This is a genomic window from Streptomyces sp. NPDC002868, assembly GCF_055563295.1.
Genome location: NZ_JBVHDR010000001.1, coordinates 1,164,773 through 1,182,626 on the forward strand (window position 1 = coordinate 1,164,773; position 17,854 = coordinate 1,182,626).

Here is a 17,854-nt window from a genome sequence, read left to right on the forward strand (position 1 = left end):
TCATCGGACCGCTCCCGACAGGTTGCCTTTTGACAGATAGCGCTCCACCCAGAGCGCGAGCAGGATCAACGGCGCTACGCCGAAGAGGGCAGCGGCGGACAGGGTCCACCACGGCGGGATCGACGAGTTGAGGGCGACGACCGCCTGGGGCAGGGTCTGCACCTCGGTGAACGTCAGCCTGAAGGCGAAGAAGAAGTCGTTCCAGCCGAACACCGCACAGAACATCGCAGCCACGGTCAGCCCGGGCAGGGAGTTCGGCAGGATCGCACGCACGAAGGTCTGGAACGGGCCGCATCCGTCGAGCATGGCCATCTCGTCGATCTCACGCGGGATGCCGTTGAAGAAGTCCACCATTACCCACACCGCGATAGGCAGCAGCAGGGCAACCGTCACGATGACCAGGCCCGCGATGCTGTCCAGGAGGTTGACCCACTGCAGAAGGTAGAAGAAGGGGATCACCAGGACGACAGGCGGCATGATTCGTTGTGACACGAAGAAGAAGACGATGTCGCTGTTCTTGATGAAGCCGAGCTTGAACCGGTAGCGGGACAACGCGTAGGCGGCCAGGGACCCGAGGACGAGGCTGATGGCCGAGGCGGCGACGGTGACGATGGCGCTGTTGAGGAAAGGCTGCATCACATCGACACCACCGGCTCCACCGAAGATGTTGCGCCACCCGGCGGCGGTGGGTTCGTACTGGACCCATGGAAGGTAGGTGGCGCCACCCTGGACCGCGTTGGCGTCCTTGAAACTGGTCGTCATGGCCCAGAAGAACGGTCCCGCGACGAAGCAGGCCCAGAGTGCGATCACGGTGTACTTGAATACGGGATAAAGGCGCGACCTCATGAGTCCCCCTTCAGCTTGAAGGCCCTGGTGAGCAAGGCGGCGACAACCGTGAGCGTGACGATCATCAGGACCAGATAGGTCAGGGACATCGCCCCGCTGTACCCGGTCTGCTGATCCCGGAGCCCCTGGATGTAGAGGTAGTAGCCGGGAGTCTCCGTGGAGGAGCCCGGTCCCCCGGAGGTCAGCACGTAGACGCTGTCGGAGAGCTTGGACGCCTCGATCAGCCGGATGATGACCGCCGCGACCGACACCGGCGCCATGAGCGGGAAGGTCACCTTCCGGAAGGTGCGCCAAACGTCGGCGCCGTCGATCGCGGCGGCCATGAACGGTTCCTTGGGAAGGCTCAAGAGGCCGGCCAGCAGCAGCAGGAACATGAACGGCGTCCACTGCCAGACCTCGACGGTCATCAGCGCGACCAGCGCCGGCCCGGACTCGGTGAGCCAGGGAACCTCGGTCAAGCCCAGCATCCTGAGGAGATCGTTCACCGGGCCCAGGGACTCGTGGAAGATCATCTGCCAGATGGCGGCCATCACTACGGGAGTGGTCATCATGGGGACGAGGAACAGCACCCGCCAGAAACGACGGCCGCGTACCTCACGCCAGACGAGCAGGGCCATCCCGAATCCGATGACGTACTGGAGGAGGACGGTGCCGCCCGCCAGCAGGATCAGGCGCATGATCGAGGCCCAGAAACGACTGTCGTGCAGCATCGTGGCGTAGTTGGCCCCACCGATGAAGTCCATCTGAGGGTTGCTGACGTTCCAGCCGGAGAAGCTGACACGAATGGTGAACAGAAGCGGAAAGATGATGATGAGTGCGAGCGTGAGCAGTCCTGGTAGGAGGAACATGCTCTTGTGCCGGCGCAGGCCGTCCATGGTTCTCCTTGCGGAAGTGGGCGGGCGCCCCCGGGTGGCCGGCCGGCTTGGGCGGCCACCCGGGGCGTCCTGCTATCGGGTCAGGAGTTGTCCTCGAGTGCGGCTACGTTTCGGTAGGCGCTGCGGACCTTGTCCTCGCCGATCTGCTTGGTGATCTTGGCCCATTCCTTGGCCACTTCGTCCAGCGCCTGCTGCGGAGCCTTCTGTCCCGCCAGCGCCGCGGCGACGCCGTTGGCCAGCGCGGACATATATCCGTTGACACCCGGTACGCGCAGGTCGAAGACGCGGTTGGGGCTCTTCTCCATGCCGGAGAGCGTCTTGACGTACGACTGGGCCACGGCCTTGTCCCAGCCCTGCTTCTCCCAGAACGCCGCGTCGAAGTGGGCGTTGCGGTAGGGATTGACGCCGAAGCGGCCGATGGTCAGGTCGAGAGCGGTGTTGGCCTCGTTGCTGAAGAAACACAGATAGTCGAAGGCCATATTCTGGTTGCGCGCGGCCTTGGCCACCGCCGAGGTCCACCCCCAGGTGAAGTAGGGGGCCTGGTTCGGCTTCTTGTCCCACGCCTTCTTGGTGAGGTTGTAGACCTCGTCGGATCCCGGCAACTCCGCCGCCTGGACCTTGTTGCGGATCCTGCTGTCCGGCGACTGGGCCTGGATGAAGGCGTCGTCCCACGAGTAGGACATCAGCGCCTGGCCGCCTCCGAACGAGAAGATCTCGTCACCCAGACCGTAGTTGGCGCCACCGGGCGCCCAGGTCGACTTGGCCTTGACCATGTCGTCCAGGGCTCGTACGAAGCCGGGCGTGTTGATCTGCGGCTTCATGGTCTCCAGATCGAAGAAGAGCCCACCCTTGTGGTCGGGGTGCTTCACATACGGCGCCGCGCGACTGATGAACGCGGAGAAGGTCAGGTCGTCACGCTTGGTCACCTCGGCACTGCCGAAGTTGGGCTTGCCGTCACCGTCGACGTCCTTGCCGCTGAAGAACGCCGCGACCTCCTGGTATTCGCCCCAGGTCTTGGGCGTGCGCAGGTCCTTGCCCGTGGCCGCCTTGTACGCCGCCTGCCTCTTCGGGTCCTCAAGGACATCCGTCCGGACCTTGAGGTAGTGCCGGTCGCCGTCCACGGGGTACTGCACGACCCTCCCGTTCCAGGTCGCCACGTCCATATAGGCCTTGGTGACGTCCATCATGCCGGGAGTGTTCAGATACTTGTTCGGCACCGGGGACAGATACGGGGCCATGTCACCGATCCACAGGGACGGGTAGAACATGACGTCGTACGCCGGCTGGCCTGCCTGGAGGGGCGTGAGGATCTTCTGGTGCAGCTCCCCGAACGGGACGTTGATCACCTCGACCTTGGCCCCGGTGATCTCCTCGAACTGCCTGGCGTGCAGCCGGGTCGGCTCGCCGATGACGGGGACGGCGTGGCTGATGATCTTCAGCGTCTGTCCGGAGTAGTCCTTGCGGCTTATCGACTCGTAGCTGCAGGGTCCCGGGACGTCCTTGACCTTCGTGGCCGGGTAGTCCTTGCCGTACTTCTTGTAGCTGATCTCCGACCCCGGCTTGAACAGCGCCGGCTTGTCGGGCTTGCTCTCCATGGGACCCTGAGAGGTACATCCCGTGGCGGTGAGGGCCACGAGGGCAGCGGCGGCGACCACGACCTTGTATGAACGGTTGCGCATGGGACTGCTCCTTCGGCTCACGGGATCAAGATCGCTCGGCCGCGTACGGCACCGGTGAACAAGTCGTCGAGGGCGTCCCGGAAGGACGCGAGGGGGTACCGCTGGGTGTGCAGGCTGACCTTGCCCTGGGCTGCCAGGACCATCAGCTCGGACAGGTCGTTGTAGGACCCGACGAGATTGCCTATGAAGTTGATCTCGGTGGAGATGACGTCGATCGTCGGAACGTCGAGGTGGCCGCCGTAGCCGATGACGTAGTAGTTGCCGTTACGGCGCAGGCAGGCGACGCCCGTCTCGACGGCACCCCCCTCGCCGACGAAGTCCAGGACCGCTTCCGCCCCATGGCCCCCGGTCAGTTCCCGTACGCGCTCGGCCTCGCTCCCGTCCGCGAGAAGCGTGTGTTCGGCACCCAGTTCCTTGGCCAGGGCGAGGGCCTCCGGGCTACGGTCGATGACGATCATCTCGACCGGCGACAGGGCCCGGAGCACCTGGATCCCGATGTGCCCGAGTCCACCGGCGCCGATGACCACGGCCTTGTCACCGGGGCGCAGGACCCGGGCCGCCTTGGCGACGGCGTGGTACGCCGTGAGCCCGGCGTCGGCCAGGGCCGCAACCGAGGCCGGCTCAAGCGACGGGTCGAGTGCCACGACCGAGCGGGCGGTGGTCTTCAGGTACTCGGCATAGCCCCCGTCGGTATCGATCCCCGGGAAGGCCGAGTTCATACAGTGCACGTCGTCGCCGGCCCTGCAGGCACGGCACAGACCGCACGTCATGAGCGGGTGCAGGATGACCGGGTCGCCGACCTTGACGTGTGTGACGGCCTGCCCCACCTCCGCTACCCAGCCGGCGTTCTCATGACCGATGGTGTAGGGGAGGACAACCCCGCTCTTGTCGCTCCACTGTCCTTCGAGAATGTGCAGATCGGTGCGGCAGACCCCGGCGCCTCCGACCTTCACGATCACATCCAGCGGACCGGTGATCTGCGGGTCCGGCACATCCACGAGCACTGGCGGCTCGTCGTACTCGATGACCTGCACGGCTTTCATGGCGCTCCCTGCGAATCGGCGGGTGGATGGTGCGCCGATTACACAGCCCGCCGCGCGCAGGCCGATGTCTCAGAAGCGGTCCGCGGATGTATCAATGTGATACAGGCCATAGGCGCGGCGTCATCGAGCTGCTCCAATCACTCCACCGATGGATGACGCGTGCGATACGGGAGTGTTAAATGCCCCGACGTCAACCTGGCAGCTCGCTGACAGCAGCCAGAGAGCTTTACCAGGAAGCCACCAAGGATCCGAACGCCCGCCCGCTCGTGGTCGCCTCGTGGCAACGCTCGATGGAGTACCAAGTGAAGTCGGGCTGTATCGACGCTCCCTACTTCGAGAACCCCAATCTGGACAGCCCGCTCGCCAGAGCGGCGCTACCGATCCTGAACAGGCTGCACGAGCAGCTTGCCGACGACCCGGTGTCCACGATGGTCACAGACCGGAACGGCGTGGTGCTGTCCCGCAAGGTCTCCCACGAGGCTCTGACGACGCGGCTGAACCGAGTGCAACTGGCCCCGGGCCACGTGTTCGCCGAGCGCTATGTGGGCACCAACGGCATCGGGACCGCGTTGGCCAGCGGCCGCCCGGTCATGATCGCCGGCAGCGAGCACTACGTCGAGGCGCTGCGGGACTTCCACTGCGCGGCCGTGCCGATCCTGCATCCCGTCCGGCGCACGCTGTTGGGAGCGTTCAACCTGACCACGGTCCGTCAGGGTTCTGCCGGCATGCTCATGGCCTTGGCCCGCTCTGTCGCCGGCCAGATCGAAAGTGAGATTGCCGCGATCAGCTCGCGACGGGAGCGGGCCCTGTTCCAGGACTACATGGACGCGTGCTCCTCGGTGCGCCCGGGACCCGTCCTGGCTCTCAATCGTGATGTCGTCATGATGAACGAGCAGCTGAGAACGGCCGTGACAGGGCCGGATCAGTACGCTCTGCTCGACCACGCACGTGAGGTCGCCGACGATTCCCGGTTCGAAGGGACGCGGAGCATCGCCCTCCCCTCCGGACGAGTCGCCGAACTCCGGGTCAGCCGTAGCCGGCGCGAGGACAGCGACTCGGGCGCCATCTTCCGAGTCCGGGTCATCGGACGTCCCCAGTCCGGACCGGTCATTTCCGATGGACCCAGACGATCGGGCCTGGGGTTGGTGGGCTCCTCACCGCAATGGCTGCGCGCGGTCGCCGAAACCGAAGCGGCGTTCGTCGCCGGGTCGTGGCTTCATCTCGTGGGCGAAGCCGGTGTCGGAAAGAGGACGCTGGTCGATGCCATCCATCGAGCCCACGGTGCCGGGCGCCGGCTCGAGATGGTGGAAGCGCCGCTGTCGGAGTCACCGCACACCACCGAGCCCTGGCTGCGCAACGTCCGCGAGCTGCTGGCCCAACCGTCGATCGTGGTCGTCCTGCGCGATGTCCACCTGCTGGGCGACCACCTGCGCCGGCAGCTGAGAAGCCTCCTGGCGCACGTCGACGGGACCGCCATCGGGAAACTGGTCATGACCAGCCAGCCGTCCATGGTGACGACGGACGACGAGCTCGACCGTCTGTGCGAAGCCTCGGTGGAGGTGCCGCCGCTGCGTCATCGCTATGGAGACATCGAGCACCTGGTCCGGTTCTTCCTGCTCAAATACCGGCCGAGCGGAGAGAGCGGCTGCTCCCCGGATGCGCTTGCGATGCTGCAGCGCTGCCCCTGGCCGGAGAATGTCCGGCAGCTCGAGTCGGTGATCCGTGGCCTCGCGCGGCGACCTTCTGGCCGGATCATCCGAGTAGAGGATCTCCCGCCGGAATGCCGGGTATCGTCGCACAAGGTTCTGACCACCATCGAAGCGCTGGAACGGGATGCCATTCTGCGTGGGCTGATGGACCGCAGCTCCAACGTCCAGCGCACCGCACAGGATCTCGGCATCTCCCGCGCCACCATGTACCGCAAGATGCGCCGTTACGGGATCGTCCCATCGAGCCTCACCTAGAAGTGTCGTCCGACCACCGCCGGCTGCTGCACGCGGAGGGCCTCGATGTGACGGTGCAGGCAGTCGCGCGTGCCGTGCGCGGGACAGGCCTCTCCCTTCCCCCCTCGGTCGGACCGGCCGAGGGGGGTCTCTCCGGCCGGTGGCCGGGACATCGGGCAGTCGGGCTGCCTGGACCGCCGGTGTGCAGAGCACTGCGCGCCGGTCACGGTGACCGCTGTGCCGGCGTCCGGGTCGCCAAGGTTCCGGGTGTACCCGGTCTTCCGGGTCTACAGGGTCTACCTGGTCTACCGGGAAACGATCGCTTGCTTCGGTCGGCGTCGGACGGTGAGGTCAGCAGATCCTCGGCAGCTGTTCCCCGAGGGGCAGGTCGACGACGCGTGTACCGCCCAGCCCGGTGCGGGCCACCACCATGCCCGGATGCTCGGCCACGCACTCGCCGATCACGGCGGAGCCCGCTCCCCGGGGGTGCGCGCGCATGGCGGCGAGGACGGCGTCCGCGTCCGTGCGCGGCACGAAGGCCACCAGACGGCCCTCGTTGGCGACGTACAGAGGATCCAGCCCCAGGAACCCACAGGCGTTGGCCACGGCATCCGGTACCGGGATGTCCCGCTCGGTGAGGACGACGCCGGTGCCCGAGGCGGTGGCGATTTCGTTGAGCGCCGTGCCGAGACCGCCGCGGGTGGGGTCGCGCAGGACGTGCAGTTCATGGGTGACGGCCAGCATCGCCTCGACCAGGCCGCCCAGCGGCGCGGTGTCGCTCACCACCTCCACCCCGAACTCCAGGCCCTCACGCACGCTCATGATGGCGATGCCGTGCATGCCGATGGGGCCGCTGACGATGACGACGTCCCCAGGAGCGGCCCGCTGGGGGCGGATGTCCACGCCGTCCGGGACGAAGCCGATCCCCGAGGTGTTGAGGTAGACACCGTCACCGTGCCCTGCTTCGACCACCTTGGTGTCGCCTGTGACGACAGTGACGCCCGCCGCCGCGGCGGCCGCCCCGATCGCGTCCGCGACCCGTCCCACGACGGGGAGGCCGACACCTTCCTCCAGGATGAATGCGCAGGAGAGGAACGCGGCGCGGGCGCCGCTCATCGCCAGGTCGTTGACCGTTCCGTTGACGGCCAGGTCACCGATGCTGCCACCGGGGAAGAACAGCGGCCGCACGACGTACGAGTCGGTGGAGAACGCCAGCCGGGATCCGCCCACGGGCAGCACGGCGGAATCGCCCAGGCCGGCCAGTGTCTCGTTGCCGTACGCCGGAGTGAAAAGGTGACGGGTGAGTTCGGCGGACAGGGCTCCACCACCGCCGTGTCCCATGACGATCACCGGGTGGTCGCGCAGCGGGGCGGGGCAGGACCAGGTGGCCGGGTCGACCGGAGCCTTCGTCTCTGTCATGGTTTCAGCCAACGGTCGTCGCCTCCTGGACATGCACGGGCCGCGCCGGGACTTCCAGGCGGCGGTAGAGGTAGTAGGCGGCACACGCACCTTCGCTGGAGACCATCGTGGCGCCGAGCGGGGTACGGGGGGTGCACGTGGTCCCGAAGGCCTCGCACTGGTGGGGCTTGATCAGCCCCTGGAGCACCTCGCCGCTGCGGCAGGCCCTCGGCTCATCAGTGCGCAGGCCGCCCACGTCGAAGCGCCGCTCCGCGTCGAAGTCCCTGAACGCGTCGGTCAGCCGCCAGCCGCTGCGTGGAATGACGCCGATGCCGCGCCACGCGCGGTCGGTCACCTCGAAGACCTCTTCGATCATGCGCAGAGCCGCCGGGTTCCCGTCCGCGCGGACCGCCCGCTCGTAGGCGTTCTCGACCCGGTGCTCGCCTCGTTCGAGCTGGTGCACGGTGCGGCGGATGCCTTCGAGGATGTCCAGGGGTTCAAAACCCGTCACCACGATCGGGACCTCGAACCGTTCTGCGAGGTCCGGATATTCACCGGTGCCCATCACACTGCACACATGTCCCGCCGCCAGGAACGCCTGCACCCGGCAGTTCGGGGCGCTCATGATGGCCTCGACGGCCGGGGGGACGCGTACATGTGAGACGAGCAGACTGAAGTTGCGGATGCCGAGGCGGCGCGCCTCGTGGACGGTCATCGCATTGGCGGGTGCGGTGGTCTCGAAGCCGATGCCGAAGAACACCACCTGGCGGTCCGGGTGGCGGCGCGCGATGTCGAGGGCGTCCATCGGGGAGTACACGACCCGGACGTCGCCGCCCCCGCTGCGTACGCGGAACAGATCGCGGCCGGTGCCCGGCACGCGCAGCATGTCACCGAACGAACAGAAGATCACGTCGGGGCGGGAGGCGATCTCCAGAGCCTTGTCGATCATCTCCAGAGGTGTTACGCACACGGGGCATCCGGGGCCGTGGATCAACTCGACCGAGTCGGGCAGGAGTTGGTCGATGCCGTGCCGGATGATCGAGTGGGTCTGGCCGCCGCAGACCTCCATCATCGCCCACGGCCCGCCGGTGGCCGTTGCATGGATGTCGTCGAGCAGCCGCCGGGCGAGATCCGGGTTGTTGAACTCGTCGATGTACTTCATCGTGGCTCCTTCTGGGCCTCTGTCACCTCGGGGATGTCGGCCTCGGTCAGGCCCGCCTCGGTCAGGCCCGCCTCGGTCAGGCCCGCCTCGGTCAGGCCCGCCTCGGTCAAGCCCGCCTCGGTCAAGCCCGCCTCGGCCAAGCCCGCCTCGGCCAAGCCCGCCTCGGTCAGGCCCGCCTCGGCGGCCGCCCGGCCCCAGGGGTCGCCGAACTCCTCCTCCAACAGGCCCAGTTCCTCGAAAAGGCGCAGTGAGGCCAAGGCTGACTCCTCGTCCAGGCGCTGGAGGGCGAATCCCACATGGACGATCACGTACTCGCCGACCTCTGCCTCGGGTACATAGGCGAGGCAGACCTCCTTGACGACGCCGCCGAAGTCGACGCTCGCCATAGGCGTGCTGTCCCGTTTTCCGATCCCGACCACCTTGCCGGGCACTGCCAGGCACATGGTGTTCTCCGTTCGTCGATGGTTCGTTGGCTGACTACCGGTCCCTGACTACCGGTCGCTGACTACCGGTCGTGTTTCTGAGCGGCCACGACGAGCTGGCCGAGGGCGAGTCCGCCGTCTCCCGGGGGCACCTGCCGGTGGCGAAGCACCGCGAGGCCGGCGGCTGTCAGGCGCTCGGTGCACTCCTCGTCGAGGAGCGCGTTGGCGAACACGCCTCCGGTCAGGCCGACCGTGCCGATTCCGGTCCCGCGGCGCGCGATCAGGCAGATGTCCGTGACCGCTGCCGCGACCGCCCGGTGGAACCGGGCGGCGACGACCGGAACCGGGACACCGGCGCGTCGGTCACCGACGACCGCTCGCAGGACGGGTGCCGGATCGATCCGGGTGGTCCCGTCGCCGTAGGTGCTCCGCAGCCCGAAGCGGTAAGTGCCGCTGTCGTCCCAGTCCCAGGCAAGTGTGGCGGCGGCCTCCAGTTCGACGGCGGCCTGGGCCTCGTACCGCGCTCGGTGGCAGATGCCCAGCAGAGAGGAGACCGCGTCGAACAGCCGTCCCATGCTGGAGGTGGGCACGCAGGCGATGTTCCGTTCCAGCTGCCGGGCGAGAAGCCGGAGTTCCTCGGGCGAGCAGGCGGCCACGCAGGGGAGGTCCGCCGTCCACGGCAGGCCCGCGGTGCGCAGCCGGGCCAGTGCCGTCCGGCAGGGGTTGCCGACACCCGCGTCGCCGCCGGGCAGCGGGGCGTACAAGAGATGCGCGAGCCGCCGGTATCCGCGGTAGTCGGCGAGGAGCACCTCGCCGCCCCAGACCGCTCCGTCGTCGCCGAAGCCGGTGCCGTCGAAGGCGACGCCGATGACGGGAGTCCTGCCGTCGAGTCCGTGCTCCGCCATGAGAGAGGCGATATGGGCGTGGTGATGCTGAACCAGCCGCAGCGTGATGTCCGTTTCGGCCGCGCGGCGTGCGGCCCGGCGGGAGGAGTGGTAGCCCGGGTGCCGGTCGGCTGCGAGCAGCCGGGGCGTGATTCCGGTCAGTGCCGTGAGGCGCTGTGCCGCTTGTTCGGACGCCGTCACCGTGGCGAGGTCACCCATGTCGCCGATGTGCGGGGAGAACCATGCGTCACGGCCGGCTCCCAGACACAGCGTGTTCTTCAGGTCTCCGCCGACAGCCAGCGTCGGCGGTACCCGTACCGGCAGGGGCACGGGCGCGGGGGCGTACCCGCGAGAGCGGCGCAGCAGCAGTTCGGAGCCGTCGGGGCGCAGCCGGACCACTGAGTCGTCGCAGGGCGCGGCGATGGCCCGGTCGTGCCACAGCCAGGCATCGGCGATCCCGGCGAGCCGGGAGAGCGCTTCGGCGTCGTCGGTGACGATCGGCTCACCGGAGCGGTTGCCGCTGGTCATGACGAGGACGCGGGGGCCCGGCGGATCGCCGCGCAGACCGAACAGGAGCTGATGCAGCGGGGAGTAGGGCAGCATCACGCCCACCTGCGGACTGCCAGGGCATACGGCGTCGGCGAGTCCGCCCGCTTCGTCGCCGGCGCGTCGGCGCAGCAGCACGATGGGACGCCGGTGTCCGGTCAGCACCGTCTTCTCCGCGGGACCGACGCGGGCGATCCGCTCGGCGGCGGCGAGATCCGCGCACATCACCGCGAACGGTTTGCCGCCGCGTTCCTTGCGGGCGCGAAGCGTGGCCACGGCGCCGGGGTCGTCGGCGGCGCAGGCGAGGTGGTACCCGCCGAGGCCCTTGACCGCCAGGACCGCTCCCCGCGCGAGCAGCTCACGGGCGCGGACGAGGGCATCCGCACCGTCTGCCGGGCCCGGCTCCGTGCCGGTTGCCGGGGTGAGGCGGAGCCGGGGCCCGCAGGACGGGCAGGCGACCGGCTGGGCGTGGAAACGGCGGTCCGCCGGATCGTCGTACTCCCTCGCACACAGGGGGCACAGGGGGAACACCCCCATGGTGGTGGTGGACCGGTCGTAGGGGAGACCGGTCGCGATGGTGAGGCGAGGCCCGCAGTGGGTGCAGGCGATGAAAGGGTGGCGGTAGCGGCGGTCACGGGGGTCGGCGAGCTCGCGCAGGCAGTCGGCGCAGGTCGCGGTGTCGGGCGGGATCGCCGACGCGCCGTTGCCCTCGGTGCGCGAGTGCCGGATGGTGAAACCGCCTCCGCCGAGTGGCGCCACGGTCTCGTAGCCGATGTCGCGTACGTCGGCCAGCGGAGGCGGCTGTTCCCGCAGCCGGCGGCAGAACTCCTCGACCGCCGCCGGCGTGCCCTCAACTTCCGTGAAGACTCCGTCCGTGCCGTTGAGTACGAATCCGGACAGGTCCAGTTCGGACGCCAGCCGGTGGACGAAGGGGCGGAAGCCCACGCCCTGCACAGTTCCGCGCACGGTGACCTTGCGGCGCAGGGCGCCCTGCTCCGGACTGTCTGGGAGCGTGCTCGTCATACGGTGGAGCGGGTGCCGACGGCCCCGTGGTCGTGAGCGTGACTCTCCTGGCCGCTGTGCTCGTGCGGCTCCTCGCCATGGGTGTGGCCGTGGGCGCGGGCGTGTTCGGCGGCGAGCAGCGGGCTGTGTGGTTCGGCGCCGTCGCACACGGCCAGCACCCGGTCCAGCAGATCGTCGACGCCCCGTGCACCGCGGGCGCTGGTGCGCAGTACCTCCACTCCGGGGTTGATCCGTTCGACGTTCGACGTGAACTCCGCCTCGGCGAACCCGGCGGCGTCCGCGAGGTCGGTCTTGGTGAGCACCACCAGGTGCGCCGACCCGAACGCCGTGGGGTACTTGACCGGCTTGTCCTCACCCTCGGTCACGGACATCAGCGCCACCCGGAGCGTCTCTCCGAGGTCGTAGGAGGCGGGGCAGACCAGGTTGCCCACATTCTCGACGAAGAGCGCCCGGGCGCCGTCCGGCAGCCACCCTTCGAGATGAGCGCGCAGCTGGGCGGCTTCCAAGTGGCACAGGCCGCCGGTGAGTACCTGCTTCACCGGCGCGCCCGATCTGGCGAGCCTGCGGGCGTCGTTCTCGGTCGCGAGGTCGGCGGTGAGCGCGGCCACCTGCACTCCGCGTTCGGTGGCACGGCGCAGCACGAGTTCCAGCAGGGCGGTCTTTCCGCTGCCGGGGCTGGACAGCATGTTGACGACGGTCACGCCTCTGGTGGTGAGCTCGGCCCGCAAGGAAGCCGCCAGGCTGTCGTTCTTGGCCAGTACCGCCTGGCGCACAGTGACGCTCCGGCACATCAGATGTCCTCTCCTGGGCTCTGTCCGAGCCCTGCTCCCCGTGGGGCGGCGGCCCGGCAGGGCTCGGTGTCCGGCAGCCGCACCTCGGCCAGTTCCAGCTCGCGTCCGGTGAGCAACTGCGCGGCGGGGCGGTCGCATCCCGGGCACCACAGGTGGGGCGGCGACCCGACGGCGAACTCCTTGCCGCAGCCGCCGCACCGGGCCCTGGCGACCACGTCTTCGACGATCAGCTCGGCGCCGGCGACCACGGTGCCCTCGGCGACGAGCTCGAACGAGAACCGCAGGGCGTCGCCGACCACACCCGCCAGCTCACCGACGCGCAGCCGCACCGACTCCACCGAAGTCGCTCCATGGGCGCGGGCGGTGTGCCCGGCCCTCTCGACGACGGCCGCCGCGATCGACAGTTCGTGCATGGGGCACCACGCTAGGCAGCCGCGGCGGGCGGCTCCCGGATGACGGAGGCGGGGCGGTCCCCGATTCCCCCCGGTGGCCCAAGCACGGCGCGTCCGGCGGGCCCGCGGCGGCACGGGAGCGAACATCAGGGTGGCGCGTGCCCACCGGGACCACTGCTCCGGACCCCGGTGCACGCGCTCCCACTCACTCACCGGCTCGGAGGAGGCGACGTCATGCGCGTGCTGCTGGTCGCGAGCGCGTTCAACAGCCTGTCGCAGCGGGTCATGTGCGAGCTGCGGGACCGGGGGCATACGGTCGCGGTCGAACTGGCCGCCCGTGACGCGCCGAGCCCGGAGACGGTCACCCGTCACGCGCCGGATCTCGTCATCGCGCCGATGCTCACCACCGCGATCCCCGAGGAGGTGTGGTCGGCCCGCACATGTCTGATCGTGCATCCGGGGCCGCCGGGAGACCGGGGGCCCTCCTCGCTCGACCGGGCCGTGCAGGAGGGCGCCGGGCGGTGGGGGGTGACGGTACTTCAGGCTGTCGAGGAGATGGACGCCGGTCCCGTCTGGGCGTCAGAGGCCTTCGACGTTCCGGCCGTCGGCAAGAGCGATCTGTACCGGGGCGAAATGACCGATGCCGCCGTGAAAGCCGTTCTGCGGGCGGTCGAGCGCTTCGCCTCGGGCACGTTCGAACCACGGCCGCAGGGCTCGGAGGGCTCGTTCCGCCCGTATCTGCGCCAGGAGGAGCGCCGGATCGACTGGTGCTCGGAGCCGACCGCCGCGGTGCTGCGGAAGCTGCGTGCCGCCGACTCCCATCCGGGCGTGCTGGACACCTTCCTGGGAGGGGAGTGGTACCTGTGCGGCGGGCACGAGGAGGACGCGCTGACGGGCGCACCGGGCGAAGTCCTGGCCACGCGGCACGGCGCCGTGTGCCGGGCCACCGTCGACGGAGCCGTGTGGATCCCCCAGCTGCGTTCGCGCGGACGGGCGGGCGGCCCCCGGACGTACAAGCTCCCGGCGGTCCTGGCGCTCGGTGACCGGCTGCCCGAGGTGCCGGAGCTGCCCGCTCCGCTCCAGCCGGCGGCCGGGCGGCGCACCTGGACGGACATCCCGTACGAGGAGGCGGGGACCGTTGGCTTCCTGCGCTTCTCGTTCCCCGGAGGTGCGATGAGCACCGATCAGTGCCGTCGGCTGCTCGACGCGTACCGCTTCGCCGCCTCCCGGCCGGTCGACGTGCTGGTGCTCGGCGGGGCCAGGGATTTCTTCTCGAACGGCATCCACCTCGGCGTCATCGAGGCCGCCGACGATCCCGCCGCCGAGTCCTGGGCGTGCATCCAGGCGATGGACGACCTGGTGGAGGCGGTGCTGACGACCACGGACCGGCTGGTCGTGGCGGCGCTCGCAGGCAACGCGGCGGCGGGCGGAGCGATGCTGGCCCTGGCGGCGGACGAGGTGTGGTGCAGGTCCGGGACCGTGCTCAACCCCCACTACCGGCTGATGGGGCTTTACGGGTCGGAGTACTGGACGTATACCCTGCCGCGCCGGGTCGGCGCCGAGGCGGCGGAGCGGCTGATGTCTCAGGCGGCGCCGGTGAGCGCCGCGACCGCGCTGCGTCTGGGGCTGGCGGACCGGGTGCTGGATTGCGGGCCTGAGGAGTTCGCCGGGGAAATTGCCCGTTCGGCTCAGCGCCTCGCTGCTTCCGCCCGGCTGCGCGCACTGGTCGGCCGGAAGAAGGCGGAGCGGGAGCGCGACGATGCCGTCAGGCCGCTGAGCGGCTACCGGGCCGCGGAACTGGCGCGAATGCGGGAAATCTTCTTCGAGCCGGGCTCGCCGTACCACGCCCTCAGGTCGGCGTTCGTGCGCAAAACAGCCACGCCCTGCTCTGCCCCCTCACGGGCGCGTCCGAATTGTGAGCAATATCAGCCCGTGTGAGCCTACTGCGGAAGCCTTCGGCAGAAAGGAATGCCCCATGAGCACCGAAACCGAGGCTCTTCCGAGCGCCGTCGACGAGGTCCACATCCTCTGGACCTCGGAAGGGATGAGCTGCGACGGGGACTCGGTGTCGGTCACGGCTGCCTCGCTGCCCAGCCTGGAAGACGTCGTCCTGGGCGCCATTCCCGGCCTCCCCAAGGTTGTCCTGCACAACAAGGTGTTGTCCTACGAGTCCGGCGACGACTTCATGCGGGCCTTCCACCAGGCCGCCCGGGACGAACTGGGAACGTTCGTCCTCGTCGTGGAAGGGTCCGTGCCCAACGAGCGCATCAACGGGGACGGGTACTGGACCTCGATGGGCAACGACCCGGAGACCGGCGAGCCCATCACCTTCAACGAGTGGATCGACCGGCTCGCCCCCAAGGCGTTCGCCGTCGTCGCGATCGGAACATGCGCTACCTACGGCGGTATCCATGCCATGGCCGGCAACCCCACCGGCGCCATGGGCCTCGCCGACTATCTCGGCTGGGACTTCCGCTCGGCCGGCGGTATGCCGATCGTCAATGTGCCCGGCTGCCCCGTCCAGCCGGACAACTTCATGGAGACCGTGACCTGGCTGCTGTACCAGGCGGCGGGGGTCGCCCCGCCCATCCCGCTCGACGAGCAGCTGCGCCCGACTTGGCTGTTCGGCAAGACGGTGCACGAGGGCTGCGACCGGGCGGCGTACTACGAACAGGGCGACTTCGCCAAGGACTACAACTCTCCCAAGTGCCAGGTGAAGATCGGCTGCTGGGGGCCCGTCGTCAACTGCAATGTCACCAAGCGCGGCTGGATGGACGGTGTCGGCGGCTGCCCCAATGTCGGTGGCATCTGCATCGGCTGCACCATGCCGGGCTTCCCCGACAAGTTCATGCCGTTCATGGACGAGCCCCCTGGTGGCAGCGTCTCCTCCGCGATCCTCAGCTCCTCCTACGGCCCGCTCATCCGATCCCTGCGCGCGATCACCAACAGGGCGGCGAACCGTGAACCCAAGTGGCGCCACCGCCGCGCGGAACTGACCTCTGGCTACGCCCCGCGCTGGCCCCGCCGCTGACCCCGCCGACGCCCCGAAAGGACTGTGCCTTGTCGAGCGAGACCGTTCCGCCCGAGCAACGCGACCTCACCGATGTCGCCTTCGACCCCATCACCCGGATCGTTGGCAACCTCGGCATCTATACAAAGATCGACTTTCCTCGCCGTGAGGTGGTCGAGTGCCGCAGCACCTCGTCGATCTTCCGCGGCTACAGCGTCTTCATGAAGGGCAAGGACCCGAGGGACGCGCACTTCATCACCAGCCGGATCTGCGGCATCTGCGGTGACAACCACGCGGTGTGCTCGGTGTACGCGCAGAACATGGCGTACGGGGTGAAGCCGCCGCCGCTGGCGGACTGGATCATCAACCTCGGCGAGGCCGCCGAGTACATGTTCGACCACACGATCTTCCAGGACAACATGGTCTTCGTCGACTACTGCGAACGCATGGTCAAGGAGACCAACCCCGGGGTGTGGGAACGCGCCGAGCGCACTCCGGCACCGCACGCCGAACTGCACGGCAATCGCACCATCGGCGACATCATGAGCTCGTTCAACCCGTTCGAGGGGGCGACGTACAAGGAAGCGCTCGTGATGAGCCGCCTCACCAGGGAGATGATCTGCCTGATGGAGGGCCGGCACGTGCACCCCTCCACCCTCTACCCGGGCGGGGTCGGTACCGTCGCCACGCCGCAGCTCTTCACCGACTACCTGGTGCGGCTCACCCGCTGTCTCGACTTCGTCAAGCGGGCCGTCGCCATGAACGACGACGTGTTCGACTTCTTCTACGAGGCCCTGCCCGGATATGAGGAGGTCGGGCGCCGACGGACACTGCTCGGATGCTGGGGCGCATTCCAGGACCCCGAGATCGTCGACTACGACTACCGGACGATGAACACCTGGGGGAACTCCATGTTCGTCACCCCCGGCATCGTCGTCGACAACCAGCTGGTCACCACCGACCTGGTCGACATCAACCTCGGGATGCGCATTCTGCTCGGCAGCTCCTACTACGAGGACTGGACGGCCGAGGAGACCTTCGTCGACAAGGACCCGCTGGGCAACCCCGTCGACAAGCGCCATCCATGGAACCAGACCACGCTCCCGGCACCGCAGAAGCGGGACCTCGACGGCGGCAACTACAGCTGGGTCATGAGCCCCCGCTGGTACGACAAGCGCACCGGCGACCATCTGGCCCTCGATACCGGCGGCGGCCCCATCGCCCGGCTGTGGGCGACCGCCCTCGCCAACAAGGTCCACACCCCCTACGTCCGCTCCACCGGGCACAGCGTCGAGATCGACCTGCCGAAGACGCCCAGCAGTCCCGAGGTGCGGCTGGAGTGGAAGCCGCCCGCATTCCCCAACACCATCGAGCGCAACCGCGCCCGTATGTACTTCGTCGCCTACGCAGCCGGGATGGCGCTGCACTTCGTGGACAAGGCCCTCGCGGAGGTACGGGCCGGGCGCACGAAGGTCTTCCAGGACTTCACGGTCCCCGACGAGGCGATCGGCGTCGGCTTCCACGAGGCCGTCCGCGGTGTCCTCTCCCACCATCTGGTGATCCGCGACAAGAAGATCGCCAACTATCACCCGTACCCGCCCACCCCGTGGAACGCCAGCCCGCGGGACATGTACGGCACGCCCGGGCCGTACGAGGATGCCGTGCAGGGCTGCCCGATCTTCGAGGAGAACGGCCCCGAGGACTTCAAGGGCATCGACATCATGCGCACCGTGCGCAGCTTCGACCCGTGTCTGCCGTGCGGCGTGCACATGTACTTGGGCGGCGGACGGACCCTGAAGCAGTCCCACTCGCCGACCTTCGGCGCACTCTCCTAGGAGGC

The 17,854-nt window shown here is 68.6% G+C and carries 14 protein-coding genes and 1 pseudogene; 5 read left to right on the forward strand and 10 right to left on the reverse strand.

Translation table 11 applies throughout. The annotated features are described in order from the left end of the window. From ACZ3H8_RS05390 to ACZ3H8_RS05405, 4 genes are all read right to left on the reverse strand, one after another. Nucleotides 1-846 carry a carbohydrate ABC transporter permease gene (locus tag ACZ3H8_RS05390; protein ID WP_467397626.1) on the reverse strand — a complete coding sequence of 282 codons (846 nt, stop codon included), beginning with the start codon at nucleotides 844-846 and terminating at the stop codon, nucleotides 1-3. Beyond that, the gene (locus ACZ3H8_RS05395) at nucleotides 843-1,721 is read right to left on the reverse strand and encodes a carbohydrate ABC transporter permease (protein ID WP_307659691.1); all 879 of its coding nucleotides are present in this window, start codon (nucleotides 1,719-1,721) and stop codon (nucleotides 843-845) included. The genes ACZ3H8_RS05390 and ACZ3H8_RS05395 overlap by 4 nt, the downstream gene beginning before the upstream one ends. A gap of 80 nt (nucleotides 1,722-1,801) precedes the next feature. Continuing rightward, complete coding sequence (locus ACZ3H8_RS05400; protein ID WP_467397629.1) at nucleotides 1,802-3,400, reverse strand: extracellular solute-binding protein; 1,599 nt, start codon at nucleotides 3,398-3,400, stop codon at nucleotides 1,802-1,804. A gap of 17 nt (nucleotides 3,401-3,417) precedes the next feature. Then, entirely contained in the window at nucleotides 3,418-4,443 is a 1,026-nt protein-coding gene (locus ACZ3H8_RS05405; protein WP_467397632.1) for an NAD(P)-dependent alcohol dehydrogenase, read from the reverse strand. A 179-nt stretch (nucleotides 4,444-4,622) separates the two neighbouring features. Between ACZ3H8_RS05405 and ACZ3H8_RS05410 the strand changes: the two genes are divergently transcribed. Further along, on the forward strand, nucleotides 4,623-6,407 hold the full coding sequence (locus ACZ3H8_RS05410) for a sigma-54-dependent Fis family transcriptional regulator (RefSeq protein WP_467397634.1): 1,785 nt from the start codon (nucleotides 4,623-4,625) through the stop codon (nucleotides 6,405-6,407). Nucleotides 6,408-6,737: 330 nt separating this feature from the next. Here ACZ3H8_RS05410 and hypE read toward each other — a convergent pair whose 3' ends face one another. Both hypE and hypD read right to left on the reverse strand, forming a co-directional pair. Then, nucleotides 6,738-7,805, reverse strand: a complete 1,068-nt coding sequence (gene hypE, locus ACZ3H8_RS05415; RefSeq protein ID WP_467397637.1) for a hydrogenase expression/formation protein HypE — start codon at nucleotides 7,803-7,805, stop codon at nucleotides 6,738-6,740. A gap of 4 nt (nucleotides 7,806-7,809) precedes the next feature. Next, nucleotides 7,810-8,946, reverse strand: a complete 1,137-nt coding sequence (gene hypD / locus ACZ3H8_RS05420; RefSeq protein WP_467397639.1) for a hydrogenase formation protein HypD — start codon at nucleotides 8,944-8,946, stop codon at nucleotides 7,810-7,812. 11 nt (nucleotides 8,947-8,957) lie between these two features. On the opposite strand from hypD, the gene ACZ3H8_RS05425 reads away from it, so the two are divergent. Beyond that, nucleotides 8,958-9,197 (forward strand): pentapeptide repeat-containing protein, encoded by a 240-nt coding sequence (locus tag ACZ3H8_RS05425; RefSeq protein ID WP_467397976.1) that lies wholly within the window; start codon nucleotides 8,958-8,960, stop codon nucleotides 9,195-9,197. Here ACZ3H8_RS05425 and ACZ3H8_RS05430 read toward each other — a convergent pair. The 4 genes and pseudogenes from ACZ3H8_RS05430 to hypA form a co-directional block, all read right to left on the reverse strand. Further along, nucleotides 9,090-9,389, reverse strand: a pseudogene (locus ACZ3H8_RS05430) (HypC/HybG/HupF family hydrogenase formation chaperone); the annotation flags it as partial. The gene ACZ3H8_RS05425 and the pseudogene ACZ3H8_RS05430 overlap by 108 nt on opposite strands. A gap of 62 nt (nucleotides 9,390-9,451) precedes the next feature. Next, complete coding sequence (gene hypF / locus ACZ3H8_RS05435) at nucleotides 9,452-11,821, reverse strand: carbamoyltransferase HypF (protein ID WP_467397641.1); 2,370 nt, start codon at nucleotides 11,819-11,821, stop codon at nucleotides 9,452-9,454. Beyond that, a complete protein-coding gene (gene hypB / locus ACZ3H8_RS05440; RefSeq protein ID WP_467397644.1) occupies nucleotides 11,818-12,612 on the reverse strand; it encodes a hydrogenase nickel incorporation protein HypB in 795 nt (264 codons plus the stop codon). The genes hypF and hypB overlap by 4 nt, the downstream gene beginning before the upstream one ends. Continuing rightward, nucleotides 12,612-13,025 carry a hydrogenase maturation nickel metallochaperone HypA gene (gene hypA / locus ACZ3H8_RS05445; protein ID WP_467397646.1) on the reverse strand — a complete coding sequence of 138 codons (414 nt, stop codon included), beginning with the start codon at nucleotides 13,023-13,025 and terminating at the stop codon, nucleotides 12,612-12,614. The genes hypB and hypA overlap by 1 nt, the downstream gene beginning before the upstream one ends. 213 nt (nucleotides 13,026-13,238) lie before the next feature. On the opposite strand from hypA, the gene ACZ3H8_RS05450 reads away from it, so the two are divergent. The 3 genes from ACZ3H8_RS05450 to ACZ3H8_RS05460 are packed head-to-tail and all read left to right on the forward strand — an operon-like array spanning nucleotide 13,239 to nucleotide 17,849. Further along, nucleotides 13,239-14,942 (forward strand): hydrogenase maturation protein, encoded by a 1,704-nt coding sequence (locus ACZ3H8_RS05450; protein WP_467397648.1) that lies wholly within the window; start codon nucleotides 13,239-13,241, stop codon nucleotides 14,940-14,942. Nucleotides 14,943-14,979: 37 nt separating this feature from the next. After that, nucleotides 14,980-16,035: an NADH-quinone oxidoreductase subunit B family protein gene (locus ACZ3H8_RS05455; protein WP_467397651.1), complete on the forward strand. Its 1,056-nt coding sequence runs from the start codon at nucleotides 14,980-14,982 to the stop codon at nucleotides 16,033-16,035. 29 nt (nucleotides 16,036-16,064) lie between these two features. After that, nucleotides 16,065-17,849: a nickel-dependent hydrogenase large subunit gene (locus tag ACZ3H8_RS05460; RefSeq protein ID WP_467397653.1), complete on the forward strand. Its 1,785-nt coding sequence runs from the start codon at nucleotides 16,065-16,067 to the stop codon at nucleotides 17,847-17,849. Nucleotides 17,850-17,854 lie beyond the last annotated feature (5 nt).

Bases quoted from the DNA above. Each gene is read 5' to 3' on its own strand.
- ACZ3H8_RS05390 (WP_467397626.1), bottom strand. From the start codon at position 846: ATGAGGTCGCGCCTTTATCCCGTATTCAAGTACACCGTGATCGCACTC.
- ACZ3H8_RS05395 (WP_307659691.1), bottom strand. From the start codon at position 1,721: ATGGACGGCCTGCGCCGGCACAAGAGCATGTTCCTCCTACCAGGACTG.
- ACZ3H8_RS05400 (WP_467397629.1), bottom strand. From the start codon at position 3,400: ATGCGCAACCGTTCATACAAGGTCGTGGTCGCCGCCGCTGCCCTCGTG.
- ACZ3H8_RS05405 (WP_467397632.1), bottom strand. From the start codon at position 4,443: ATGAAAGCCGTGCAGGTCATCGAGTACGACGAGCCGCCAGTGCTCGTG.
- ACZ3H8_RS05410 (WP_467397634.1), top strand. From the start codon at position 4,623: ATGCCCCGACGTCAACCTGGCAGCTCGCTGACAGCAGCCAGAGAGCTT.
- hypE (WP_467397637.1), bottom strand. From the start codon at position 7,805: ATGACAGAGACGAAGGCTCCGGTCGACCCGGCCACCTGGTCCTGCCCC.
- hypD (WP_467397639.1), bottom strand. From the start codon at position 8,946: ATGAAGTACATCGACGAGTTCAACAACCCGGATCTCGCCCGGCGGCTG.
- hypF (WP_467397641.1), bottom strand. From the start codon at position 11,821: ATGACGAGCACGCTCCCAGACAGTCCGGAGCAGGGCGCCCTGCGCCGC.
- hypB (WP_467397644.1), bottom strand. From the start codon at position 12,612: ATGTGCCGGAGCGTCACTGTGCGCCAGGCGGTACTGGCCAAGAACGAC.
- hypA (WP_467397646.1), bottom strand. From the start codon at position 13,025: ATGCACGAACTGTCGATCGCGGCGGCCGTCGTCGAGAGGGCCGGGCAC.
- ACZ3H8_RS05450 (WP_467397648.1), top strand. From the start codon at position 13,239: ATGCGCGTGCTGCTGGTCGCGAGCGCGTTCAACAGCCTGTCGCAGCGG.
- ACZ3H8_RS05455 (WP_467397651.1), top strand. From the start codon at position 14,980: ATGAGCACCGAAACCGAGGCTCTTCCGAGCGCCGTCGACGAGGTCCAC.